At 59.8% G+C, this 21,747-nt stretch carries 26 protein-coding genes; 15 read left to right on the top strand and 11 right to left on the bottom strand.

Features of this window, described 5'->3' with window-relative positions:
* Positions 1–45: 45 nt before the first annotated feature.
* A complete protein-coding gene (gene tpx, locus G5358_RS06755) occupies positions 46–546 on the top strand; it encodes a thiol peroxidase (RefSeq protein WP_021230929.1) in 501 nt (166 codons plus the stop codon).
* Between the two features lie 58 nt (positions 547–604).
* Here tpx and G5358_RS06750 read toward each other — a convergent pair whose 3' ends face one another.
* Entirely contained in the window at positions 605–1,432 is an 828-nt protein-coding gene (locus G5358_RS06750; protein WP_216952833.1) for a transporter substrate-binding domain-containing protein, read from the bottom strand.
* 145 nt (positions 1,433–1,577) lie between these two features.
* On the opposite strand from G5358_RS06750, the gene G5358_RS06745 reads away from it, so the two are divergent.
* The gene (locus G5358_RS06745) at positions 1,578–2,807 is read left to right on the top strand and encodes a DEAD/DEAH box helicase (RefSeq protein ID WP_216952834.1); all 1,230 of its coding nucleotides are present in this window, start codon (positions 1,578–1,580) and stop codon (positions 2,805–2,807) included.
* 3 nt (positions 2,808–2,810) lie between these two features.
* Here the strand turns inward: G5358_RS06745 and G5358_RS06740 are convergent, their stop codons facing one another.
* On the bottom strand, positions 2,811–3,641 hold the full coding sequence (locus tag G5358_RS06740; RefSeq protein ID WP_227341890.1) for a CPBP family intramembrane glutamic endopeptidase: 831 nt from the start codon (positions 3,639–3,641) through the stop codon (positions 2,811–2,813).
* Positions 3,642–3,803: 162 nt separating this feature from the next.
* Between G5358_RS06740 and G5358_RS06735 the strand changes: the two genes are divergently transcribed.
* Positions 3,804–4,508, top strand: a complete 705-nt coding sequence (locus G5358_RS06735; RefSeq protein ID WP_254204244.1) for a substrate-binding periplasmic protein — start codon at positions 3,804–3,806, stop codon at positions 4,506–4,508.
* 71 nt (positions 4,509–4,579) lie between these two features.
* Here the strand turns inward: G5358_RS06735 and G5358_RS06730 are convergent, their stop codons facing one another.
* Both G5358_RS06730 and G5358_RS06725 read right to left on the bottom strand, forming a co-directional pair.
* Positions 4,580–4,876, bottom strand: coding sequence for a hypothetical protein (locus tag G5358_RS06730; RefSeq protein WP_005348860.1), 297 nt, complete (start codon positions 4,874–4,876; stop codon positions 4,580–4,582).
* A 66-nt stretch (positions 4,877–4,942) separates the two neighbouring features.
* Positions 4,943–5,317, bottom strand: a complete 375-nt coding sequence (locus G5358_RS06725; protein ID WP_031227767.1) for a YacL family protein — start codon at positions 5,315–5,317, stop codon at positions 4,943–4,945.
* Between the two features lie 209 nt (positions 5,318–5,526).
* Between G5358_RS06725 and G5358_RS06720 the strand changes: the two genes are divergently transcribed.
* The 7 genes from G5358_RS06720 (at position 5,527) to G5358_RS06690 (ending at position 12,954) form a co-directional block, all read left to right on the top strand.
* The gene (locus tag G5358_RS06720; protein ID WP_005340325.1) at positions 5,527–6,642 is read left to right on the top strand and encodes a sugar diacid recognition domain-containing protein; all 1,116 of its coding nucleotides are present in this window, start codon (positions 5,527–5,529) and stop codon (positions 6,640–6,642) included.
* A 118-nt stretch (positions 6,643–6,760) separates the two neighbouring features.
* The gene (locus G5358_RS06715; protein WP_421323831.1) at positions 6,761–8,023 is read left to right on the top strand and encodes a GntP family permease; all 1,263 of its coding nucleotides are present in this window, start codon (positions 6,761–6,763) and stop codon (positions 8,021–8,023) included.
* 9 nt (positions 8,024–8,032) lie between these two features.
* Positions 8,033–9,166, top strand: coding sequence for a glycerate kinase (locus G5358_RS06710; RefSeq protein ID WP_421323830.1), 1,134 nt, complete (start codon positions 8,033–8,035; stop codon positions 9,164–9,166).
* A 232-nt stretch (positions 9,167–9,398) separates the two neighbouring features.
* A complete protein-coding gene (locus tag G5358_RS06705) occupies positions 9,399–9,962 on the top strand; it encodes an NnrU family protein (protein ID WP_421323829.1) in 564 nt (187 codons plus the stop codon).
* A 58-nt stretch (positions 9,963–10,020) separates the two neighbouring features.
* Entirely contained in the window at positions 10,021–10,557 is a 537-nt protein-coding gene (locus tag G5358_RS06700; RefSeq protein WP_005340333.1) for a glutathione peroxidase, read from the top strand.
* Between the two features lie 82 nt (positions 10,558–10,639).
* The gene (locus tag G5358_RS06695) at positions 10,640–11,575 is read left to right on the top strand and encodes a LysR family transcriptional regulator (protein WP_005340335.1); all 936 of its coding nucleotides are present in this window, start codon (positions 10,640–10,642) and stop codon (positions 11,573–11,575) included.
* 182 nt (positions 11,576–11,757) lie between these two features.
* On the top strand, positions 11,758–12,954 hold the full coding sequence (locus G5358_RS06690; RefSeq protein ID WP_069554459.1) for a NupC/NupG family nucleoside CNT transporter: 1,197 nt from the start codon (positions 11,758–11,760) through the stop codon (positions 12,952–12,954).
* A 101-nt stretch (positions 12,955–13,055) separates the two neighbouring features.
* Here the strand turns inward: G5358_RS06690 and G5358_RS06685 are convergent, their stop codons facing one another.
* The 5 genes from G5358_RS06685 to G5358_RS06665 all read right to left on the bottom strand — a co-directional run bounded on the left by G5358_RS06685 (position 13,056) and on the right by G5358_RS06665 (position 16,052).
* Positions 13,056–13,475, bottom strand: a complete 420-nt coding sequence (locus tag G5358_RS06685) for a DUF4426 domain-containing protein (protein WP_111901074.1) — start codon at positions 13,473–13,475, stop codon at positions 13,056–13,058.
* Between the two features lie 43 nt (positions 13,476–13,518).
* Entirely contained in the window at positions 13,519–13,821 is a 303-nt protein-coding gene (gene yggU, locus G5358_RS06680; RefSeq protein ID WP_005340341.1) for a DUF167 family protein YggU, read from the bottom strand.
* Positions 13,821–14,372 carry a YggT family protein gene (locus tag G5358_RS06675; protein WP_005357946.1) on the bottom strand — a complete coding sequence of 184 codons (552 nt, stop codon included), beginning with the start codon at positions 14,370–14,372 and terminating at the stop codon, positions 13,821–13,823. The genes yggU and G5358_RS06675 overlap by 1 nt, the downstream gene beginning before the upstream one ends.
* 11 nt (positions 14,373–14,383) lie before the next feature.
* A complete protein-coding gene (gene proC, locus G5358_RS06670) occupies positions 14,384–15,208 on the bottom strand; it encodes a pyrroline-5-carboxylate reductase (RefSeq protein WP_421323828.1) in 825 nt (274 codons plus the stop codon).
* Between the two features lie 142 nt (positions 15,209–15,350).
* Positions 15,351–16,052, bottom strand: coding sequence for a YggS family pyridoxal phosphate-dependent enzyme (locus tag G5358_RS06665; RefSeq protein WP_216952839.1), 702 nt, complete (start codon positions 16,050–16,052; stop codon positions 15,351–15,353).
* 39 nt (positions 16,053–16,091) lie between these two features.
* Here G5358_RS06665 and tapT point away from each other — a divergent pair, with 39 nt between their 5' ends.
* The 4 genes from tapT (at position 16,092) to G5358_RS06645 (ending at position 19,707) form a co-directional block, all read left to right on the top strand.
* Positions 16,092–17,126 (top strand): type IVa pilus ATPase TapT, encoded by a 1,035-nt coding sequence (tapT, locus tag G5358_RS06660; protein ID WP_005340354.1) that lies wholly within the window; start codon positions 16,092–16,094, stop codon positions 17,124–17,126.
* Positions 17,127–17,154: 28 nt separating this feature from the next.
* Positions 17,155–18,264: a type IVa pilus ATPase TapU gene (gene tapU, locus G5358_RS06655; protein WP_421323836.1), complete on the top strand. Its 1,110-nt coding sequence runs from the start codon at positions 17,155–17,157 to the stop codon at positions 18,262–18,264.
* Positions 18,265–18,313: 49 nt separating this feature from the next.
* A complete protein-coding gene (yaaA, locus tag G5358_RS06650; RefSeq protein ID WP_374810390.1) occupies positions 18,314–19,087 on the top strand; it encodes a peroxide stress protein YaaA in 774 nt (257 codons plus the stop codon).
* Between the two features lie 194 nt (positions 19,088–19,281).
* Complete coding sequence (locus G5358_RS06645) at positions 19,282–19,707, top strand: hypothetical protein (protein WP_108613288.1); 426 nt, start codon at positions 19,282–19,284, stop codon at positions 19,705–19,707.
* A gap of 361 nt (positions 19,708–20,068) precedes the next feature.
* Here the strand turns inward: G5358_RS06645 and G5358_RS06640 are convergent, their stop codons facing one another.
* A complete protein-coding gene (locus G5358_RS06640; protein ID WP_421323827.1) occupies positions 20,069–20,560 on the bottom strand; it encodes a methylated-DNA--[protein]-cysteine S-methyltransferase in 492 nt (163 codons plus the stop codon).
* A 21-nt stretch (positions 20,561–20,581) separates the two neighbouring features.
* The gene (gene arfB, locus G5358_RS06635) at positions 20,582–20,998 is read right to left on the bottom strand and encodes an alternative ribosome rescue aminoacyl-tRNA hydrolase ArfB (protein WP_421323826.1); all 417 of its coding nucleotides are present in this window, start codon (positions 20,996–20,998) and stop codon (positions 20,582–20,584) included.
* 201 nt (positions 20,999–21,199) lie between these two features.
* Between arfB and glnK the strand changes: the two genes are divergently transcribed.
* On the top strand, positions 21,200–21,538 hold the full coding sequence (gene glnK / locus G5358_RS06630) for a P-II family nitrogen regulator (protein WP_005341406.1): 339 nt from the start codon (positions 21,200–21,202) through the stop codon (positions 21,536–21,538).
* Positions 21,539–21,747 lie beyond the last annotated feature (209 nt).

Genomic DNA, 21,747 nt, shown 5'->3' with positions numbered 1-21,747 from the left:
TACTGATCACTCGGATTTTTACTACACCAATAAAGGACATAACACATGAGCAACTCAGTCACTCTGCAAGGCAACCCGGTTTCCGTCGCTGGTCACTTCCCGGTCGCCGGTGAGCAAGCCAAGCCCTTCTCCCTGGTGGCCAAGGATCTTTCCGACGTGACCCTGGCAAGCTTTGCCGGTCAGCGCAAAATCCTGAATATTTTCCCGAGCGTCGATACTCCCACCTGCGCGACCTCTGTGCGCAAGTTCAACGAGCAGGCCAGCGCGCTGGATAACACTGTCGTGCTGTGCATCTCCGCCGATCTGCCGTTCGCCCAGTCCCGCTTCTGCGGCGCCGAAGGTCTGGACAAGGTAGTGACCCTCTCCACCCTGCGCGGTGCGGCCTTTATGGAAGATTACGGCGTTGCCTTCTCTTCCGGCCCGCTGGTAGGTCTGACCGCTCGCGCCATCGTGGTACTGGATGGTGACAACAAGGTGCTGCACAGTGAGCTGGTCGCAGAAGTGGCCGACGAGCCGAACTACGCCGCTGCGCTGGCCGTGCTGTAAGGCTGCAAGCCATAAAAAATCCCGCTTCGGCGGGATTTTTTATGCGGGAATTGTCTGTTCAGGGTGTTGCGGGCGGGGTGGTCGCCGGTTCAGCCTTGGCGGGTGGGGAGGGTTGCCACTCCACATAGGGGCGGTGGATCTTCTCGTAGATCTCGGCCAGTTTGCCGGTGGCGGCGAGTTGCTCAATGGAACGACTTAAAAATTCGTCTATTTCATCCCCGCCCCCCCCTTTCTGGATGATGAAGACATCCTCGAAATCACCAAAGAATTCACGGCGAATATTGGTCAGCTTCAGATTTTTCAGCATCAGGTCCGCCTCTTCTTGTGCCCAGACAAAGGCGTCTATGCGACCCCGAGACAGTTTGCGCAGTGACTGCTCGATACTCATCGAGCGCTGTACCGAGAAGGGCATATAGTCGGGAACGGCTTCAATCAGCAGATCCCGTTTGGTGGGCACTATGCCATAGGCCATATCTGTGGTGACCGGATGGGCCGTATTGCTGTAAATCACATGGGCCACCTTGCCAAAGCTGCGGGTACTGAAACGGTAGGGGAGCATATCGACCTCCCTGAGATTGCGGATGGCGGGCAGACCGAGATCTGCCTTGCCAGCGATCACTCCGGCCATGGCCCGGGCGATGGGATAGATGGTGATCCTGATGGTCACATCGGGATGAAGATCGTCGATGGCGCGCACTAAATCAACGAAAGGTCCTGTCTTGTCGGCATTGATCAGTCCCGGCAGCTCACCGAGATGCGCGTTAAGAGTACGCACCGGTTTGGCCTGTTCGGCCGCACTGTCGCTCGCCGTGCTGCCGGACAGGCCGAGCGAGATGCTGCCAAGCAGCGCACTGGTCAGCAGCAGGATGGGGATGTGTCTGGTCATGACAGTTTTCTCTGTGATGGGTCAGCTCAAGTGTAGTCAGCCCGTTGCAATCCCCCCCTTGGCCTGGCCATCATTGATAGGGTTTTACTTCTCGGCCCCTGCTCACTAGACTTCGCCTCCCACTTCTCTTTGTTAACGTAGCGCCATGACCTTTCGCGAACTTGCCCTCCATCCCGCTCTGCTGGCCTCTTTGCCCGCCACCTTGCAGACGCCGACCCGCATCCAGCAGCTGGCGATTCCGGCGGCGTTGGCGGGGCAGGATCTGCTGGCACTGGCCCAGACCGGCAGCGGCAAGACGCTGGCGTTTGGTTTGCCGCTGCTGCAACGGCTGGATCCTGCCTCCAGCCAGGTGCAGGGTCTGGTGCTGGTGCCAACCCGCGAGCTGGCGATTCAGGTATCTGCCGCGCTTAAAGAGGGGGCCGAGGCGCTGGGATTGTGCATCGTGACGTTGTGTGGGGGCGTTGCGCAGGAGCGGCAACAGGCCGAACTGGCGCAGGGGCCACAGCTGCTGGTGGCTACACCCGGGCGGTTGCGGGATCTGCTGACCCAACAGTTGCTGGGGCTGGATGGTCTGCAGCTGCTGGTGCTGGATGAGGCGGATCGCCTGCTGGAGATGGGCTTTGCTCCCGACATCAAGGCGCTGCTCGGCTTTATTCCGGCGGATCGCCAGACCCTGTTCTTCTCCGCCACCTTGCCTGCCGAGCTGGAGGCGCTGGCCAACGGCCTGCTGCGTGAGCCAACCCGTATCGAGGCCACACCCCTCAACAGCGTGGTGAACGAGATCGAAGAGCGACTCTATCTGGTCAACAAGAGCAGCAAGGTGCCGGCGCTCATCAGCCTGCTCAAGGAGCAGGCGTGGCCGCAGGTGCTGGTCTTTATCAGTGCGCGGGATGATGCCGACGGGGTCGCCAGAAAGCTGGCCAAGGCGGGCATTGCGGTGGCAGCTCTCCATGGCGAGAAGGAGCAGGCGGTGCGCGAGCAGGCGCTCAATGATTTCAAGGAGGGTCGGGTGCGGGTGCTGGTGGCCACCGACCTGATGGCGCGCGGCATCCATGTGGAGGCGCTGCCGCTGGTGATCAATCTGGACTTGCCCGCCAGTGCCCCTGTCTACGTTCACCGCATCGGGCGTACCGCCAGGGCTGGCCGCGAGGGGTTGGCCATCTCGCTGGTTTGTCATGGCGAGAGTGACATGCTGCAAGCCATCCGCACCCTGACCGGCCGCGAGCTGCCGCTGGGAGATCTGGCGGGATTCCCGGTCACCGACCAGCCTGCCAGCGGGGAGGGCAAACGCCCCCCTCGTGACAAGCAGGCCAATCGCCGTACTCAGGCCAAACGCAGCGTCAAGCAGTTCAAGGGCAAGACGCCGCGCAGTTGACCGTCAGGCTCTGGCCAGCGGGTAGGTGAAGAGCACCAGATGGGCGAAGTTGAAGGCGAAGTGGATCAGGATGGCCACGGAGAGTCGCCCGCTGAGCTGGAATACCAAGCCGTAGCAGCAGCCTGCCAGGGTCGCAAACAGCGCCAGCAGTGGGCCACCGGGCAGGTGGATGGCTCCGAACAGTAGCGCGGCCACGATGATGCCAATCCAGGGGCGGTAACGCTCGGTCAGCCCCTGCTGAATAGCGCCTCGAAACAGCGCCTCTTCCGCCACGCAGGTGAACAGCAGGTTGTTGAGTGCAAACAGCCACCACCAGTGGGGCAGACCCACTTCCGGTTTCAGTGCCCCCAACTGCCAGGCGATGACCAGCAGGGCACCCAGCGGCAGCAGTAACAGAGCCAGCGGACGCCAGCGGATAGCGCCTCCCTTACCAAGCAGCGTCGGACAGGCCAGCAGCAGCCCAAAGAAGAGCAGTGGCTTGTCGAGGTTCAGATACATGTTGAATGGCACACTGGCGGGGCCTGCCAGTACCTGATCCAGCACCTTGAGATTGCTGAAACCGGGGATCAGGTGCAGGGTCAGTGCCACCGCCCATGCCAGCAGGGCTGACCATGCGAGGGGGCGGCTATGGCCGGAGAAGGTGGGCAGACGCCAGGCCAGCAGCAGGGCTGCCAGCGTCACCAGCAGTGCGGTCGTGGTGATGCGATCCAGCCAGAGCGCCAGCAGCAGAGCCACAGCAAGCAGCAGGAAACCTGGCAGGCGTTGGCGTGCCATACAGAGCAGGGTGGCCAGTGCCAGTGCTGCCCAGATCAGTATGTCAGGTAGGGGTAACATCGGAACTCCTCTGTAATAAAAGCGCTGCACCTTAGCAGGGGCGTTGGCGCAAAGGCAACCAGACCGGGTTATTTGGGTCAGCCTCCTATACTGAACTGGAGAGTAAAGAGAGGGATGGCGATGAAGCACTATGGCTGGTTGTTCTGTTGTTGGTGTGGATGGTTGTCATGCGCCCCCCTGTCGCTGGTAACCGGAGATTTTTCGCCCTATTCCGGGGCCGGGCTGCCTGATGGTGGGCAGAGCACCCGGCTGGTGACGACCCTGCTGCGCGAGGCTGGCTATGACGAGCTGAAGGTGGATTACCTGCCATGGAACCGGGGCTACGAGCTGGTTCGCAACGGCCTGGCATCCGCCACCTTCCCTTATGCCTGGACGCGTGAGCGAGCCAAGCTGTTCTATTACAGCGCCCCCATTCATATCGATCACCTCTCCTGGTTCACCTATCGTGGCAGTGATGCGGTACTCGATGGCAAGTGGCAGGGGTTGAGAGTCTGTATTCCTGCCAGCTGGAGCACCAGTCACGCAGATGAGGTGATTGCCCGTTTTTCATTGCGGCTCACTCGCCCCAAGAGTTTGGTGCAATGTCTGCAACTGCTTGAGCGGAAACGGGTTGATCTGATGCCGATGAATGATGCGGTGACGGCGGACGCCAGCATGCAGGTGTTCGGCGACCCGAACTATCTGCAACCGCTCCCCTATTTTCGCCAGCGGGATACCTTCTATTTGCTGGTGTCGCGCAAGATGCAAAATGGACGCGAACTGATAGAACGCTTCAACGAAGCCTTGGCTGCGGCACGTGCCAGTGGCCATTACGACCAACTGGTTCCCTGGGGACAGCCACGTCTGCTGCGCTGTGAGCAACCCTGAGTCAGAGCAGATTGGCACCAATTAAAAAGCCGGAGCAGTGGCTCCGGCTTTCTTTATGCCTTCTGGGGCGATTAGCGGCCTGATTCGGCGATCACGCGGGCGATGATATCGGCGCGCTTGCCGGCTTCCAGTTCGCCCAGGGCGATCAGGCCAGCCTTGAAGATGACGTTCTTCGGCAGGCTGACGTCGTCCAGCGTGGCGATCGCTTCAACGTGCATGCCGTTCAGACGGCTGGCATCGCGCGGGCTCAGGTTGACCTGAGTGTTCATCACCTGCTTGCCTTTCTTCTTGGCAGGTGCAGCCGCTTTCTTGGTGGATTCCTGTTCTTCGTCTTCCGGCAGTTCGTCATCAAAATCGTAAATAGACATAGTCAATCCTGTTGAGTTAGGCAAAAGGGCACGTTTGCCCGACATAGTAATCCGACATTGGGTCAATCAGCCCATATCCTCGTTACGGATAAAGGCGCGCCAGGAGCCGAGCACCTGGGCAAAATCTTCCAGCCCGCACATGGCCAGCTGTTCATCATCGTAGTAGGCGAGATCGTCAAGATCCTCACCCAGCTCGATATTGAGGGCGTTGGCTTTCACCTCCGCCTCTTCATGGGTCAGCAGCAGGGAGTAGTCACCGCCGTTGAGCCGGTATTCGACTCGGGTGCGGTTGGAGAGCTGATCAATGATGGAGAAGAGCTCGTCGAGCTTCTCCTCATCCTTGCCAACCTCGTCGATCAGCCACTGACCGATGGCTTCATGGCCCATGGAGAACCGGGCGCGATAGCCACCAAACGGGTCGCGGCGAAATTCATAATCCATAGCACAGTCCAGATCGGAGGGATGGGCCAGCACGGGCAGGCGGGTGCAAGCACGCAATTCCTGCTCCATGGCGGGGCACACATCGGGTAAAGTGGCCTATTCTAGCGATCCCCCTCTCGCTTGTCTTGATGATGTGGCATCTTTGCGCCCATGTGCCCTGAATCGCCTCGTGGTGACGTAGCCAGATCAGCCCCTTGTCCGGAGATGTTATGCAGCTAAACGATAACCTTGCCCGCCAGATCGTCGCGCGGGCGATGAAGATCCTCTCCTTTTCGGTCAACGTGATGGACGAACACGGCCTCATCATTGCGTCCGGCAATCCGGAGCGGATCCATCAGCGTCACGAAGGGGCCGTGCTGGCATTGACAGAAAACCGGGTGGTGGAGATCAGCGAAGCGACAGCCTTGCAGCTCAAAGGGGTGCGACCCGGCATCAATTTGCCCATCTCCTATCAGGGGGAGCTGATCGGGGTGATCGGCATCTCCGGCGATCCGGAGGAAGTGCGCGCTTACGCCGAACTGGTGCGGATGACCGCCGAGCTGATCCTGGAGCAGGCGGCGCTTACCGAGCAGTTGCAGTGGGACAAGCGCCACAAGGAGGAGTTGGTGTTGCAGCTCATTCGTGGTGAGGGGCGAGTCGATCAATTGCAGCAGGCGGCCCGTTTTCTCGGGCTGGAGTTGGCCCAGCCTCGGGTGGTGGCCGTGCTGGCGCTGGAGGAAGCGGATCCGGCGCGTCTGCGGGAGCTGGTTCATCAGCTGGAAAATCCGGAGCGGGACAATCTGGTCGCCATCAACGGGCTCGACGAGATAGTGGTGCTCAAACCGGCACAATTGAGTGATGGCGTCTGGCAATCGGCGCAGGAGCGCAGCCGGATCAAGCAGTTGCTGGCGCGTATTCCTCACTTCAAGGTGCATATCGCGGTGGGCGATTACTTCGCCGGGATCGACGGGCTGGCGCGCTCTTACCAGACGGCGCGAGATACCCTGCGCCGTGGCATGCGGCAGGCGCCGCGCAAACAGGTCTACTTCTTTGAGGACTACCGTTTGCCGGTGCTGCTTGGCAGTCTGGCGGACTCCTGGCAAGCGGATCAGCTGCGCACACCGCTGCAGAAACTGGCCCGGGAAGATGGTAAAGGGGCGCTGCAGAAGACCCTGCGCCACTATTTCTTGCAGGATTGTGATCTGCATCGCTGTGCCGAAGCCCTGTTCATTCACCCCAATACCCTGCGCTATCGGCTGGGGCGGATAGAGCAGATAACCGGGTTGAATTTCAACAAGTTAGACGACAAATTTTTGCTCTATCTCGGCCTTAATCTCGACTTGTGATTGTAAAATTAGACAAAAAACTACTTTTACATGACACGTTTTTTGGCTATTCAGCCAAAGCATTCTGATTGCAGATCTCCATAATGGCGGCCATTCACTCCCATTGAAGGTGTCCGTCATGATCCCGGTTACAGCCCTTGGCGCCATCGCGGCGCTCTCCATCGCCATCATCCTCATTTTGAAGAAGGTGCCGCCCGCTTACGGCATGATCGTGGGTGCCCTGGCCGGTGGCCTGATTGGCGGTGCCGATCTGACCCAGACCGTAGCCCTGATGATCGGCGGCGCCCAGGGGATCACCACAGCGGTGATGCGGATCCTGGCGGCCGGTGTACTGGCGGGCGTGCTGATCGAATCGGGTGCGGCCACCACTATCGCCGAGACCATCGTCAAGAAGCTGGGTGAAACCCGCGCCCTGCTGGCACTGGCGCTGGCGACTCTGATCCTGACTGCGGTCGGCGTATTCGTGGATGTGGCCGTTATCACGGTCGCCCCCATCGCGCTGGCCATTGCCCGCCGTGCCGGCCTCTCCAAGGCGGCCATCCTGCTGGCGATGATCGGCGGTGGCAAGGCGGGCAACGTCATGTCCCCCAACCCCAACGCCATTGCCGCGGCTGATGCCTTCCATCTGCCCCTCACCTCTGTGATGGCGGCGGGTATCATTCCGGGTCTGTTCGGTCTGGTGATGGCCTACTGGCTCGCCAAGCGGCTGAACAACAAGGGCAGCAAGGTTGCTGCTGATGAAGTGGTGAGCTTTGCCGGTGCCAAGTTGCCGGGCTTTGCCGCCGCCATCAGCGCGCCGCTGGTCGCCATCCTGCTGCTGGCCCTGCGGCCGGTCGCCGGTATCGTGGTGGATCCGCTGATTGCACTGCCCCTCGGTGGTCTGGTTGGTGCCCTGATGATGGGTAAATTCAGCAAGGTGAACCAGTTTGCGGTCTCCGGCCTCGCCCGTATGGCGCCGGTTGCCATCATGCTGCTGGGTACCGGTACCCTGGCAGGCATCATTGCCAACTCCGGCCTGAAAGATGTGCTGATCAGCGGCCTGACCGCCTCCGGTCTGCCTTCTTACCTGCTGGCGCCTATCTCCGGTGCCCTGATGTCGCTGGCAACCGCCTCGACTACCGCCGGTACCGTGGTGGCCTCCAACGTATTCAGCTCCACCCTGATTGAACTGGGGATCAGCAGTCTGGCCGGGGCGGCGATGATCCATGCCGGTGCCACCGTGTTTGACCACATGCCCCACGGCTCCTTCTTCCACGCCACCGGTGGCAGCGTCCACATGGGGGTGGGGGAGCGCCTGAAACTTATCCCTTACGAAACTGCAGTCGGTCTGACCATTGCCACTGTCTCCACCCTGATGTTTGGCGTGTTTGGCCTCGCCTAAGGAATTGATATGAAAATTGTTATTGCCTCCGATTCATTCAAGGAGAGTCTGAGCGCCATGGCGGTGGCTGATGCCATCGAGGCTGGTTTCAAACAGGTGTTGCCAAACGCCACCTACGTCAAATTGCCGATGGCCGATGGCGGTGAGGGCACGGTGCAATCGCTGGTCGATGCCACCGGTGGCCGCATCCTGCCGGTCGAAGTGACCGCCCCCCTTGGCAACAAGGTGCAGGGCTTCGTCGGCCTGCTGGGTGATGGCGAGCGCGCCGTCATCGAGATGGCCGCCGCCTCCGGCATCCATCTGGTGGCGCCCGAGCAGCGCAATCCGCTGCTCACCTCCAGCTTCGGCACCGGTGAGCTGATCCTGGCCGCGCTGGAGATGGGGGTGAAGCATCTGATCCTCGGTATCGGCGGCAGCGCCACCAATGACGGCGGAGCAGGTATGATCCAGGCGCTCGGCGGCAAGTTGCTCAAAGCGGATGGTGCGCCTATTGCTCTGGGCGGTGCCGGTCTTGCCGAGCTCGCGACCATCGATCTGAGTGGTCTGGATCCGCGCTTGAGCGATCTGGTTATCGAAGTTGCGTGCGACGTGAACAACCCGCTGTGCGGCCCGAAAGGCGCCTCTGCGGTGTTTGGCCCGCAGAAGGGGGCGACTCCCGAGATGGTGGCGCAGCTCGATGCCAACCTCGCCCGCTACGCCGACTGCATTGAGCAGGCCCTTGGCAAGCAGGTGAAGGATATTCCGGGGGCGGGGGCTGCCGGTGGCATGGGTGCCGCGCTGGTCGGCCTGCTTGGTGCCGAGCTCAAGCCCGGCATCCAGATCGTCATCGAAGCGCTGAAACTGGCCGAGGAAGTGGCCGATGCGGATCTGGTCATTACTGGTGAAGGTCGCATCGACAGCCAGACCATCCATGGCAAGACGCCAATCGGTGTCGCACGTTGCGCCAAGCAGTTCGGCAAGCCGGTGATCGGTATCTCCGGCTGTCTTACCGATGATTGCGGCGTGGTGCACGAGCACGGGCTGGATGCAGTTTTCGCCGTGGTCAACCGTGCCATGTCTCTGCCGGAGGCGCTGGAGAGCGCCAGCACCAACATTCAACTCACTGCGCGCAACGTAGCAGCGCTCTATCAGCTCAAGGGCTGATCCGGTTCGGCCGATGCGCCCCATCGGCCACTCAATATCCCCGTTTGGGGCATCTCCCATCCCGCGAGATATCTGACTGCCCTGGCACTTATTTGCCGATCCATCGTGATCGGCTCTTTTCTTTCTGCTCCTTTGTCTTGCCACACTTCTGACTCCATGGGTAAGCGCGGTTTTGATAGGCGCAAATCTCCCTTTACGGCATAGTGGTCGTACCAAGTACAAGGAGAGACTCATGTTCCTGCTGACCCTGGGGGTTGCGCTGTTTACCCTGATCCATCTCTACCCCTGTTTTGCGGTGGCCCATCGGGCGCGACTGAGAGAACGGCTGGGTGAGAATCGCTACAAGGGGCTCTTCTCCCTGCTGGTGTTTATCGCCATCGCCTGCATCATCGCCGGTTGGCGGTCGTCCAGCTCGCTGCCGCTCTATTTCCTGCCGGAGTGGGGGCCGATGACCATGACGGTGATGATGCCCTTTGCGCTGATCCTCTTCTTCTCCGGCCAGGGGCCCAACCATCTGCGCCGTTGGCTGGTGCATCCCCAACTGCTCGGTACCCTGCTCTGGGCGGTGGCCCATCTGCTGGTCAACAGCGAGGCGCGCTCTCTGGTGCTGTTTGGCGGCATCGGGCTGTGGGCGCTGGTGAGCATGGTCTGGATTTCGGTGCGGGACTGGCAGCGATATCCCCGTCCTGCGGCCAACTGGACGGGCACCGGCATCAGCGTCGGGGCGGGCCTGGCTGCCACCGCGCTGCTGGTGTTCTGGGGCCACGGCTGGCTGACCGGCATTCCCCTGCATTGAGAGTGAACTGCGGCTCTGATAACCGCGTATGATGAACAAAACAAAAGGAGTCTTGGCGATGAAATGGTTCACTCTGTTGCTGTTATTGGGGGCTGGCGCGGCCTCTGCGGCGTGCCCCGATTATTTCAATGTGGAGATGCGGGAGCTAAACAACTCTCAGCGCCACAACCTCTGTCAGCTGACCGAGGGCAAGGTGGTACTGGTGGTTAATACCGCCTCCTATTGCGGCTACAGCGGCCAGTTCCGCGATCTGGAGAAGCTCTACCAGAGCTACAAGGATAAGGGGCTGATTATTCTCGGTTTTCCCTCCAACGATTTCTGGCAGGAGGCGGGCAACGAGACCAAGACTGCCGAGGTGTGTCGCCGCGACTATGGCGTCACCTTCCCGATGTTCAATCGGGTAGCGGTGCGGGGCTCCGATGCTGTGCCACTGTTCAAGGGGCTGGCGGCGGCCGCTGACGGGGATGAGCCGAACTGGAACTTCCACAAGTATCTGGTGGGTCGCGATGGCAAGCTGATCGCCAGCTACGGCGCCAACCAGAATCCGGCTGACGACCCCCTCAAACTGCAGATCACCCGGGCGCTGGGGCTCTGACCCTACCCCTTGGCGGGCGGCTCTGGAATAATGGGCTCCCGCCACTTAATCCGGTTATCCTGTGCTGCAACGTCTTCCTCAAATGGTGATCTTCGATGCGCTGGTGCGTGAGCAGGGGATCTCTGCCGCCGCCCGTCGTCTCGGGGTCTCCAAATCCCATATCAGCAAGCAGCTGGCGCTGCTGGAGACCACCCTTGGCGCCCAGCTGGTGCAGCGCACCACCCGCCGTTTCGTCCTGACCGAGCTGGGTCAGGAGTATGCCCGTCACTGCCATGCGCTGGTGGCGGTGGCGCAGGAGGCTGACTCCATGATCGCCGAGCGGCGCGGCAAGGTGAGCGGTGTGCTCCATCTCGGGGTGGGCCAATCCTTCGGCCGTCTGCATGTCATTCCCCATCTCAAGGCGTTTCAGGATCGCTATCCCGAGCTGGAGCTGGAGGTCTCGCTGTTCGACCACAGAACCAATCTGGTGGATGAAGGGCTGGATCTCTGGCTCACCACCTATGAGGACAAGCCGGAAGGGCTGGTGGGACAGCGGCTGGCCGACATTGGCTTCGTGGTGGCGGCTTCGCCGGATTACCTGCTGAGCCACGGCACGCCGCTTCATCCCAAGGATCTGGCCCAGCACAACTGCATCACTTACCAGAGTCGGGAGCGGCGCTATCACCAGTGGTCGTTTCGCCAGGGCAAGGAGCGCCAGACGGTGCAGGTAGCGGGCAACTATCGGGTGGATATGGCGGAGGCGGTGCGCGATGCGGCACTGGCCGGGCTCGGCATCGCCTATATCGCCAACTACTTGCTGGACAAGGAGTTACAGAGCGGCAAGCTGATCCCGGTGTTGCCAGGGTGGCGACCGAACCAGCAGATGGCGGTACACGCCGTTTATGCCCGTCGCGAACATCTGGATCCCAAGATCCGTCTCTTCATCGATTTCCTCAAGGCCCGCTTTGGCCCTGAACCCTATTGGGAGCAGCGACTGGCCCCCTGGCTTGGGGGGAAATTGTCCGGTGGTGAGGAATGATTGTTTCCATTTAAGAACTCTCGATTTCTCCTGATACTAAAATCGAACCAAATCAGCCAGTTGGCGCAACCGATATCGTGCAAACGTTTTTTCTAACAGGGTTGTAACCAAGCGGACTTGCAGTGACGTGGGGAGAGGCGCAGAATCCGCGCCCATCTTTTGCCCCACCTGATGGAGTCCCTATGATTGCCCTGCTCGGCATCCTGAGTATCCTGGCGCTTGCCGTCATCTGCTCTGATAATCGTCGTCGTATCCCGTTGCGAACAGTTGGCCTTGCCCTCTGCCTGCAAATCATGTTTGCCGGTCTGGTGCTCTGGTTGCCTGCTGGTCAGCACATGCTGAACGGGGTCAGCGAGAGCGTAAGTAGCGTGATCGGTTATGGTCAGGAGGGGATCGCCTTCCTGTTCGGCGATCTGGCCAAGTTCAAGCTGGGCTTCATCTTTGCCTTCAACGTGTTGCCGGTCATCATCTTCTTCTCCGCGGTGATCGCCATCCTCTACCACATCGGCATCATGCCGCGGGTGATCGCCCTGCTGGGTGGTGGCTTGCAGAAATTGCTGGGCACCGGCCGTGCCGAGAGCCTCTCCGCCACTGCCAACATCTTCGTCGGCATGGTGGAAGCGCCGCTGGTGGTCAAACCCTACCTCTCCAAGATGTCCGATTCCCAGTTCTTCGCTGTGATGAGCTGTGGTCTCGCCTCCGTCGCCGGTGGCACCCTGGTGGGCTATGCCAGCCTCGGGGTTGAGCTGAAATACCTGATCGCGGCAGCCTTCATGTCGGCCCCTGCCGGTCTGGCGATGGCCAAAATCCTGGTGCCGCCGGGAGCTGAAGAGGTCGATCACCATCAGGATGTAGAGATCCCCCGCGCCACCAACGTGATTGAAGCGGCGGCCGATGGCGCCATGTCCGGTCTCAATATCGCGGTGGCAGTTGGTGCGACTCTGCTGGCCTTCGTTGGCGTGATCGCCATGCTGAATGGCCTGCTCGGCTGGGCTGGCGATCTGGTAGGGCTGGATCTGAGCTTCCAGATCATTCTGGGCTGGCTGTTTGCCCCCGTCTCCTGGCTGATCGGTGTGCCCTGGGATCAGGCGCAAGCCGCTGGCGCCCTGATCGGCACCAAGATCGTGGTCAACGAGTTCGTCGCCTTCATCGGTCTGGTGCAGGATCAGACCCTGAGCGAGTCGAGCAAGGCCATCGTGACCTTTGCCCTGTGTGGCTTTGCCAACATCTCCTCCATGGCGATCCTGATCGGCGGTCTGGGTTCCATGGTGCCGGAGCGCAAATCCTTCATCGCCCGTTACGGCATGCGCGCCATTCTCTCCGGCGTGCTGGCGAACCTGATGAGCGCCTGTCTGGCCGGTCTGTTCCTCGCCCTGTAACCGCTGCGGTACGGAATAGATGTAACAAGGGCGCCCTGATGGCGCCCTTGTCATATGGATAAAATGAAGCCCCTACCTTGGTCGGGGCTTCTTGTTGCTGCTCAGTCGACGTAGAAGGTCTGCTGGAAGCTGAGGTTCTGTTGCTGCCCACCGCCCATGATCTTCAGGGTGAACTGATAGGTATCTTCGTTGCGGTAGGGGAGGGTCGCCAGATAGTAGATGGCATCCCCCTCTTTTACCTCCTGAAAGCTCAGGGTGCGGATGGTGCCGGTCAGGTTCTTGGCCTCACCGGTGATCCCCACGGCTTGCGCCACTTTCTGCTTGTCCTGTACCGCGATATTGATGATGGCGTTGTAGCGACTGCGCTCCAGTCCATACGCCTTGGCGACCTCGGGGGTGAGGAAGCTGGAGTTGAAGGCGCTGTAGTGCACCAGCCAGGGCCCCAGCTCCTTCATCTGTTCTGCCTTGAGCGGCAGGGTCATCAGCAGTGCCAGCAGGCCACTCATCCAGGCTGTTTTCATCTGTCATCCCTCTCATATCTACGGTTGGCGCAGGCCGATTCATTCAGCCTTGCGTGTCATTCAGCAGCGCACTCACTTCTTGCGGCAACTGTTTGGGGCTGTCGATGGCGACGGTTTTGTGTCGCCCCAGCTCGCCCCGCACTATGGTGATCTGTCCCTTGGCCACCTTGAACTGCTTGGCCAGAAACTTGATCAGATGGCTGTTGGCCTGGCCATCGACGGGCGGCGCCGTGATGGCCACTTTCAGCTCTTCGCCATGCAATCCGATGATCTGATCCCGACTCGCCTTGGGCTGGATCACCAGATGCAGTACCAGTTCATCCCCTTGTTGCAGGACGGCTGGCATCAAATCATCCACCACAGCTGGCCGAACAGGTCACCCAGCAGGTAGTTGATGGCTTGCAGGCCGATAAAGGCGACCAGCACCGAGAGATCCAGTCCGCCCAGTGCCGGCAGTACGCGGCGGATAGGGGCGAGGAACGGCTCGGTCAGCTGATGCATCACGTATTCGATGGGGTTGCGACCCTGGCTGACCCAGCTCAGGATGGCGCGGATCAGCAGTACCCAGAAGATCATCGAGCCCGCTTTTTTCAGCACAGTCAGTGCCGCGAAAAGGCTGATGCTGAGCCAGTCCGCCAGCAGCACGTTCATGCTCTTGAGCAGGGCCAGCTTGGCGAAGGCGACAGCCAGCGCCAGCACCACGGAGGCGAGATCGATGCCGCCAAAGCCAGGGATCACCCGGCGCAGCGGGATCACCAACGGATTGGTCAGCTTGACCACCATCTGGCTCATCGGGTTGTAGAAGTCGGCACGGGCCCACTGCAGCCAGACGCGCAGCAGGATCACCATCAGGTAGAGATCGAAAACGGTGTTAATCAGAAAGTAAGCAGTGTTCATCTGGGCTCCTGTTAGAAGAGGGTTTCCATTTCGGTGGCGCGAGCAACGGCCGCCTGCATGGCTTGCGCAGTCAGCGGCATCAGCCCCTGCTGCTGGAATGTCTTGATGGCTTCGGCTGTGGTGCCGCCCTTGCTGGTCACCTGCTCACGCAGGGTCTGCAGCGCCAGCTCCGGGTTTTGCTCCACCATGGCGGCTGCGCCCAGCGCGGTCTGCTGCACCAGCAGGCGTGCCTGCTCGGGTGAGAAGCCCATCGCCTCTGCCTCTTCGGCGATGGCTTGCATAAAGAGGAAGAAGTAGGCCGGGGCACTGCCCGCCGCGGCGATGACGCCGTTGATGCCGGACTCCTGCTCCACCCAGAGGGTCTTGCCGACTGCCTGCATCATCTGCTCGGCAAACTCGCGATCCGCGGCGGCAATATGTTCGGGTGCATAGAGACCGGTCATGCCCAGACCCAGCAGGGCCGGGGTATTGGGCATGGTGCGGATGATGCGGTCATGGCCACCGGCCATCTCGCCAAGGCGCGCGACCTTGATACCGGCCGCGATGGAGATGAGCAACTTGCCCTCAAGGGAGCCCAGCTCGGCAACCAGCGCAGCCAGCATGCCAGCCATCAGCTGCGGCTTGACCGCCAGCACGATCACTTCGGCGTCGCGGGCCGCCTCGGCATTACTCTGGGTGATGCGAATGCCGTAGTCGCTCGCCAGCGCCTCCAGCTTGGGCAGACTGGGGTTGGCAGCAGTGATCTGCCCGGCGGGATAACCCGCCTTGACCAGTCCGGCGATGATGCTGCGGCTCATGTTGCCCGCGCCGATAAAGGCCAGCGTTCTATGCTGCATCAGATGCTCCTGTTGCACATGGGGTCGCGGCGGGGTTGGCGCTACCTGCACCACCTGACGCCAGAATTCGGTGTTCCATCAAACGCTCCTGTTGATGAAGTCGCGGCAAGAGGCGGACGTATGGGTTATCCGCTGGCCTTGCCTATGAGTAGTCACGGGCGCCGAAGATGGCGGTGCCGACCCGCACCATGGTGCTGCCGTGGGCTATAGCCAGTTCAAGATCCTCGGTCATGCCCATCGAGAGGGTATCCACAGTGGGGTATTGTCGCGCAAGCTCGGTGAACAGAGTCTGCATACGGGTCATTTGGGCGGCCAGCACGCGCTCGTCACTGGTGTGCTCGGGAATGGCCATCAGTCCCCGCAGCACCAGTCGCTCACTGTGGGAGACCTGCTCGGCAAGGCGGAAAATCTCTTGTTCCGACGTTCCGGATTTGCTGCTCTCTCCGCTAATATTGATTTGCAGACAAACATTTAGCGGTGCCATTGTAGTTGGGCGCTGGTTGTTGAGGCGGTCGATCAGCTTGTCCCGATCCACGCTCTGCACCCAGTCAAACCGTTCGGCGACCAGTTTGGATTTGTTCGATTGCAAAGGGCCGATAAAGTGCCACTCTATGTCGCTATATTCCGGCTGCTGGCGCAAGGTATCGATCTTGGCCGCTGCTTCCTGAGCGTAGGATTCGCCAAAGCAGCGCTGACCTGCGGCATGGGCGGCCATGATGGCCTCGACAGGTTTGGTCTTGCTCACGGCCAGCAGGCGGATCTGCTGCAGGTTGCGGCTCGCCCGTTCGGCGGCCTGGGCAATACGTTCCTTTACCTGAAACAGGTGCTGGGCAATCTGGTTCATATTTCGTTAGTGATCTTGTGATGGGAGAATGACAAGTCTATGGATATCACAGAGTTATTGGCTTTCAGTGTAAAGCATAAAGCCTCGGATCTACACCTCTCGGCCGGGGTTCCCCCGATGATCAGGGTTGATGGTGAGGTTCGCAAGATCAATTTGCCCGCCCTGGAACACCGGGAAGTGCATGCCCTCATTTACGACATCATGAACGACCATCAGCGCAAGGAGCTGGAGGAGAACTTCGAGGTCGACTTCTCGTTCGAGGTACCCAATCTGGCCCGTTTCCGGGTTAACGCCTTCCAGCAGGCGCGCGGCTCGGGCGCGGTATTTCGTACTATCCCCAGCACTGTGCTGAGCCTCGAGGATCTCGATGCGCCGGAGATCTTCCGCAAGATCGCCGAGTTCCCGCGGGGTCTGGTACTGGTGACCGGCCCGACCGGTTCGGGTAAATCGACCACCCTGGCGGCCATGGTCAACTACATCAACGAGAACTTCCATCACCACATCCTCACCATCGAGGACCCCATCGAATTCGTCCACGAGAACAAGCGCTGCTTGGTGAACCAGCGGGAAGTACACCGTGATACCAAGAGCTTCAGCAACGCCCTGCGCTCGGCCCTGCGGGAAGACCCGGACATCATTCTGGTTGGCGAGATGCGCGACCTTGAGACCATTCGTCTGGCCATGACTGCCGCCGAAACCGGGCACCTGGTGTTTGGCACCCTGCACACCTCGTCGGCGGCCAAGACCATCGACCGTATCATCGACGTCTTCCCCGGCGCGGAGAAGGACATGGTACGCTCCATGCTCTCCGAATCCCTGCGGGCGGTCATCTCCCAGACCCTGCTCAAGCGCATTGGTGGCGGTCGGGTGGCAGCTCACGAGATCATGATGGGCATTCCGGCGGTGCGTAACCTCATTCGGGAGGACAAGATTGCCCAGCTTTACTCGGTGATCCAGACCGGGATGACCCACGGCATGCAGACCATGGATCAGAGCCTCAAGCAGCTGGTGAGTCGTGGCGTGGTGGCATCCCTCGATGCCAAGGCCAAGGCCGTTGATCCCAACAGCATTTAAGCGACTTGTACCCAGGGAGGGATAAATGATGAATCTGGATGATCTGCTGAGCCAGCTGGTCGAGCGAAAGGGATCGGATCTGTTTGTGACGGTTGGATCGCCGCCCATTCTCAAGGTAAATGGCCATCTGGTGTCGCTGGGGGGAGACGCGCTCGACAAGAAGGGGGCGCTGACGCTGGTCAGGGATACCCTAAGCAGCGATCACTTCGAGCGCTATGTCCGCACCAAGGAGGCCAACTACGCGATTTACCGCGAGGCGCTGGGTCGTTTTCGGGTCAGCGCCTTCTGGCAGCAGGAGCTGCCCGGTATGGTGATTCGTCGTATCGAGACCCGCATTCCCACCTTTGAAGATCTGCAGCTCCCCAGGATCCTGCAGGAGGTGGCGATGGCCAAGCGCGGGCTGGTGCTGTTTGTCGGTGCCACCGGGGCGGGTAAATCGACCACTCAGGCGGCGATGATCGGCTATCGCAACCAGCATGCCGATGGTCATATCCTGACGGTGGAAGACCCGGTGGAGTTCGTCCATCAGCATGGCCATAGCCTGGTGACCCAGCGGGAGGTGGGGATCGATACCGAGTCATTCGATGTGGCGCTGAAAAGTTCGCTGCGACAGGCGCCGGACGTGATCCTGATCGGCGAGATCCGCAGTCAGGAGACCATGGAGTTTGCCCTTCAGTTCGCCGAGACTGGCCATCTCTGTCTCGCCACTTTGCATGCCAACAACGCCAACCAGGCGCTGGATCGCATTCTCCATCTGGTGCCGCAGGAGAAACATCGCCAGTTTCTGTTCGATCTCTCCTTCAACCTCAGAGCCATTGTCGCCCAGCAACTGGTGCCGAGTGTCGATGGTTTGCGGCGCAGTGCGGCATTCGAGATCCTGCTCAATACCCCGCTCATCACCGACATCATCCGCAAGGGAGAGATGCACCGTCTCAAGGAGGTGATGACCAAATCTGCCGAACTGGGCATGCAGACCTTCGATCAGGCGCTTTTCAGCCTGTTCTGCGCCGGCCAGATTGGCTACAGTGAGGCCCTCGCCCATGCCGACTCGGCCAACGACCTGCGACTGCTGATCAAGCTCTCCGGTCGCGAGCGGCTCGGCACCGGCACGCTGGACAATGTGACGCTGGATGAATGAATCATGGGGCCGCTCTGCCGCGTTCGGCCCCTCGCCATAAAGGAACGTTATGCTGATTGTGGTTTCCCCGGCCAAGACGCTGGATTACGAGTCACCGGTGGTGACACCCCGTTTCACCCAACCCGAGCTGCTGGATCACTCCGCCGAACTGATTAGCCGGGCCCGCCAACTGAGCCCTGACCAGATCGCCACTCTGATGAAGATCAGTGACAAGCTGGCCGGTCTCAATGCCGCCCGTTTTGCCGAGTGGCAGCCAGATTTTACCCCCGCCAACGCCCGTCAGGCGCTGCTGGCCTTCAAGGGGGATGTCTACACCGGTTTGGCGGTAGAGGATTTCAGCGAGGCCGATTTTGACTTCGCTCAGGCACACCTGCGAATGCTCTCCGGACTCTACGGCGTGCTTCGCCCCCTCGACCTGATGATGCCCTATCGGCTGGAGATGGGGACTAGGCTCGACAATAGTCGCGGCAAGGATCTCTACCAGTTCTGGGGGGAGGTGATCACTCATCACCTCAACGACGCGCTGGCAGCGCAGGGGGATGAGGTGTTGATCAATCTGGCCTCCGACGAGTATTTCAAGTCGGTACGACCCAAGAGCCTGAAAGGGCGGATTGTCACGCCGGTGTTCAAGGATGAGAAGAACGGCCAGTTCAAGATCATCAGCTTCTACGCCAAGAAGGCGCGCGGCATGATGGCTCGCCACATCATCAAGCACCGTCTGACCGAGGTGGAGCAGCTGACCGGTTTCAACGCCGAGGGCTACTACTTTGTGCCGGAAGAGTCGGACGCCAATACCCTGATGTTTAAACGCGCCGAAAATTAATTACAAAAAGAGGGAACCAATCTTTCGACCCGCGGGTCTGAATATGTGAATCCTCTGTTGTAAGCACTTTTTATTCGCCGACGTTTGATACGTCGGCTTTTTTATTGCCGTTTTTACTGTCCATCGATTGCCTTCGCTGGGACTATGTGGTTCAGATAGACTCAAGACAGGGAGCGAGTCGTCGTGAGGTGAATATGGAACAGAAAAATGCCATTCGGCAGGTTGCCGTCCCTTGGGCTCCGTCCCGCCAGCTACCGCCCGGTCTGGTTGTGGCCGAGCTGCATCAGGATCTCTGGAGCGACTCTCTGACCATCATGCTGGGGCGGGCACGCAGCATCGATCTGCCCCCGCAAATCCTCTGCCGGGTCTATTTTCGCCATATCTACGCCCTGCGGGTTATCGAAGATTGCGATCTGGCCGAGGGGAAGGATAGTCACACCATCGAAGAGCAGATCCAGCTCATCACCCCATCCCGTTTTGCCAGCTGGTTCCATCAGGAATCGGACGGCCTGCATCTGGATGAAGATCTGCAGCACTATCGCATCTCGACCTGGGATTATTGTGCCGATGTGCTGACCTCCTCGGCGCCGGAGCTGCAGTTCCTGCCCCAGAGCGAGTAGCCAGCTGTTACGTCAGAGGCGAAGGATGATCCTTCGCCTCTTTGGTTTTTACGGTGGTGCAGATTTTGTGGCGTTCAGGCCATTCAGCTTGGGTGGTGGCCTGTTGTGTCGGCACAAAAAAAGCGCCTCAGAGGAGGCGCGGGGAAAAAGACAGATTGGAAGCGTCACATGGGTGCTACTTGAATCAGCGAATGAGCCGTGCCATTCAAGTATGGAGCCATCATGCCAAGCTCAATCTGAAGTAGTTCTGAGGCGATTCTTCATTTTCTGTTCATCTTGTCAGCAAAGCGTGGCCACTGGCAGAAAGCCTTTTCATTCTGGTCGCGATATTGTCCCGTCCCTCTCCAAGGCGCTCATCGTCTCATGGGGCCAGCTCGAATGTTGTGCCTGCCTGTTCCAGTGCCAGCAACCAGCGCTTGATGGGAATGCCGCCAGCATAGCCGGTCAGCTCGCCGCTGCGTCCGATCACCCGATGGCAGGGCACTATGATGCTGAGCGGATTGCGGCCGTTGGCGGCGCCCACAGCCCGCACCGCCTTAGGATTGCCGATCGCCTGGGCAATCTCGAGATAGCTCACGGTCTCGCCATAGGGGATATCACACAAAGCGTTCCACACCGTTTGCTGGAACGGGGTGCCCTTCGCTGCCATGGGAAGATCGAACTGCTGCAATTTTCCGGCGAAATAGGCGGTGAACTGCTCGACGAAAGGAGCAAGAGCCAGGTCATCACGCAGCCACTCATCGGTCGGAGTTACCGGCTGCTCCCCCTGCACAAACTCCACATAGCGCAGACCATCCTGATCGATGGCAATGAGCAGGTGGCCGCGGGCACTGTCGCAAAAGCTGTATTTCATTCTGTCATCCTCAGGCCTGGGTTAGTCCAACACAAGCTTGCCGCGGGTGGATTTGATATCCCCCTTGCGTTTCTTGGCATCGACCCGTTTGCGCTGGGAGCTGCGGGTCGGCTTGGTGGCATGGCGGGCCTTGGGGCGCCAGGCTGCTTTCTTCAGCAATTCCACCAGACGGCTCATCGCCTCCTTGCGATTCATGTCCTGGCTGCGATGGCTCTCGACCCGGATCAGGATAAAGCCATCGTGTACCCGGCTGTCGCTCAGCTTGTCGAGACCCTCCTTGTAGAGGGGCGTCAGGCTGGGAGAGTTGTGGTAATCGAAGCGCAACCAGACGGCGGAGTCGGTCTTGTTGACGTGCTGTCCACCGTTGCCCTGTGCCCGCATGGTCTGAAATTGCAGCTCATGCCAGGGAATCGTGACGCTGTTGGAGATAACTAACATGCTGTTTTGCTCTTGTTTGGTGCATACCCGCTGACCGCTGCAGCATGGTGCCTCATTATGGGGCGTGCTGGCCAGTTATGGGGATGTACCTGGCGAATGGCGCCGACATTAAACTCTATCTATATGAAATAAAACAATAAAAATACTTGGCATAAGAATTGAAACCCGATTCATGACACACCATGGATTGGGAGCAACCAGATGAAGCTGATTAGTGCGATTATCAAACCGTTCAAGTTGGACGATGTCCGCGAGGCTATTGCCAACCTGGGGGTGGAAGGGCTGACCGTGTCCGAGGTCAAGGGATTTGGCCGCCAGAAGGGACACACCGAATTATACCGGGGAGCCGAGTATCAGGTCGACTTCCTGCCCAAGGTGAAGCTGGAGATTGCTACCGCCGATGATAACGTGGAAGGGGTGATCGAGGCGATCTGCAAGGCGGCCTATACCGGCAAGATCGGCGACGGCAAGATTTTTGTCTACGACTTGCTGCAAGCGGTGCGCATCCGCACCGGCGAGAGTGACGACGAGGCGCTGTGATGAACCGCATCAGTGACGTACAGATCTGTTGACCTCCCGATCTCGGGGAATCCCGATGGAGTGAGCGCTTATTGAAGCCTGATCAACATAACGTTTTGCTCAGAAGAGGCCGAATGGGATTCCATCCGGCCCTTTTCATTTATGGGCGATTAAATATGTGATGTGGCGACGGCGAGCTTTCTTGATCCGCTTATAAGATGTATGCAGAA

Origin of the sequence: Aeromonas sp. 604176 (assembly GCF_049170755.1) — a bacterium.
In the GTDB taxonomy this organism is placed as follows: domain Bacteria; phylum Pseudomonadota; class Gammaproteobacteria; order Enterobacterales; family Aeromonadaceae; genus Aeromonas; species Aeromonas veronii_A.
The sequence above is the reverse complement of the archived record's forward strand: the minus strand, read 5'-3'. Positions and strand labels throughout refer to the sequence as shown.

What these genes read in the sequence shown, in the direction of transcription:
- G5358_RS06690 (WP_069554459.1), top strand. Translation starts at nt 11,758, where the DNA reads ATGATTGCCCTGCTCGGCATCCTGAGTATCCTGGCGCTTGCCGTCATC.
- G5358_RS06720 (WP_005340325.1), top strand. Translation starts at nt 5,527, where the DNA reads ATGCAGCTAAACGATAACCTTGCCCGCCAGATCGTCGCGCGGGCGATG.
- G5358_RS06730 (WP_005348860.1), bottom strand. Translation starts at nt 4,876, where the DNA reads ATGTCTATTTACGATTTTGATGACGAACTGCCGGAAGACGAAGAACAG.
- arfB (WP_421323826.1), bottom strand. Translation starts at nt 20,998, where the DNA reads ATGTTAGTTATCTCCAACAGCGTCACGATTCCCTGGCATGAGCTGCAA.
- tpx (WP_021230929.1), top strand. Translation starts at nt 46, where the DNA reads ATGAGCAACTCAGTCACTCTGCAAGGCAACCCGGTTTCCGTCGCTGGT.
- G5358_RS06640 (WP_421323827.1), bottom strand. Translation starts at nt 20,560, where the DNA reads ATGAAATACAGCTTTTGCGACAGTGCCCGCGGCCACCTGCTCATTGCC.
- tapT (WP_005340354.1), top strand. Translation starts at nt 16,092, where the DNA reads ATGGATATCACAGAGTTATTGGCTTTCAGTGTAAAGCATAAAGCCTCG.
- yggU (WP_005340341.1), bottom strand. Translation starts at nt 13,821, where the DNA reads ATGCCAGCCGTCCTGCAACAAGGGGATGAACTGGTACTGCATCTGGTG.
- G5358_RS06740 (WP_227341890.1), bottom strand. Translation starts at nt 3,641, where the DNA reads ATGTTACCCCTACCTGACATACTGATCTGGGCAGCACTGGCACTGGCC.
- G5358_RS06705 (WP_421323829.1), top strand. Translation starts at nt 9,399, where the DNA reads ATGTTCCTGCTGACCCTGGGGGTTGCGCTGTTTACCCTGATCCATCTC.
- G5358_RS06725 (WP_031227767.1), bottom strand. Translation starts at nt 5,317, where the DNA reads ATGGATTATGAATTTCGCCGCGACCCGTTTGGTGGCTATCGCGCCCGG.
- proC (WP_421323828.1), bottom strand. Translation starts at nt 15,208, where the DNA reads ATGCAGCATAGAACGCTGGCCTTTATCGGCGCGGGCAACATGAGCCGC.
- G5358_RS06700 (WP_005340333.1), top strand. Translation starts at nt 10,021, where the DNA reads ATGAAATGGTTCACTCTGTTGCTGTTATTGGGGGCTGGCGCGGCCTCT.
- G5358_RS06695 (WP_005340335.1), top strand. Translation starts at nt 10,640, where the DNA reads ATGGTGATCTTCGATGCGCTGGTGCGTGAGCAGGGGATCTCTGCCGCC.
- G5358_RS06645 (WP_108613288.1), top strand. Translation starts at nt 19,282, where the DNA reads ATGGAACAGAAAAATGCCATTCGGCAGGTTGCCGTCCCTTGGGCTCCG.
- G5358_RS06685 (WP_111901074.1), bottom strand. Translation starts at nt 13,475, where the DNA reads ATGAAAACAGCCTGGATGAGTGGCCTGCTGGCACTGCTGATGACCCTG.
- G5358_RS06745 (WP_216952834.1), top strand. Translation starts at nt 1,578, where the DNA reads ATGACCTTTCGCGAACTTGCCCTCCATCCCGCTCTGCTGGCCTCTTTG.
- G5358_RS06710 (WP_421323830.1), top strand. Translation starts at nt 8,033, where the DNA reads ATGAAAATTGTTATTGCCTCCGATTCATTCAAGGAGAGTCTGAGCGCC.
- tapU (WP_421323836.1), top strand. Translation starts at nt 17,155, where the DNA reads ATGAATCTGGATGATCTGCTGAGCCAGCTGGTCGAGCGAAAGGGATCG.
- yaaA (WP_374810390.1), top strand. Translation starts at nt 18,314, where the DNA reads ATGCTGATTGTGGTTTCCCCGGCCAAGACGCTGGATTACGAGTCACCG.
- glnK (WP_005341406.1), top strand. Translation starts at nt 21,200, where the DNA reads ATGAAGCTGATTAGTGCGATTATCAAACCGTTCAAGTTGGACGATGTC.
- G5358_RS06750 (WP_216952833.1), bottom strand. Translation starts at nt 1,432, where the DNA reads ATGACCAGACACATCCCCATCCTGCTGCTGACCAGTGCGCTGCTTGGC.
- G5358_RS06675 (WP_005357946.1), bottom strand. Translation starts at nt 14,372, where the DNA reads ATGAACACTGCTTACTTTCTGATTAACACCGTTTTCGATCTCTACCTG.
- G5358_RS06665 (WP_216952839.1), bottom strand. Translation starts at nt 16,052, where the DNA reads ATGAACCAGATTGCCCAGCACCTGTTTCAGGTAAAGGAACGTATTGCC.
- G5358_RS06715 (WP_421323831.1), top strand. Translation starts at nt 6,761, where the DNA reads ATGATCCCGGTTACAGCCCTTGGCGCCATCGCGGCGCTCTCCATCGCC.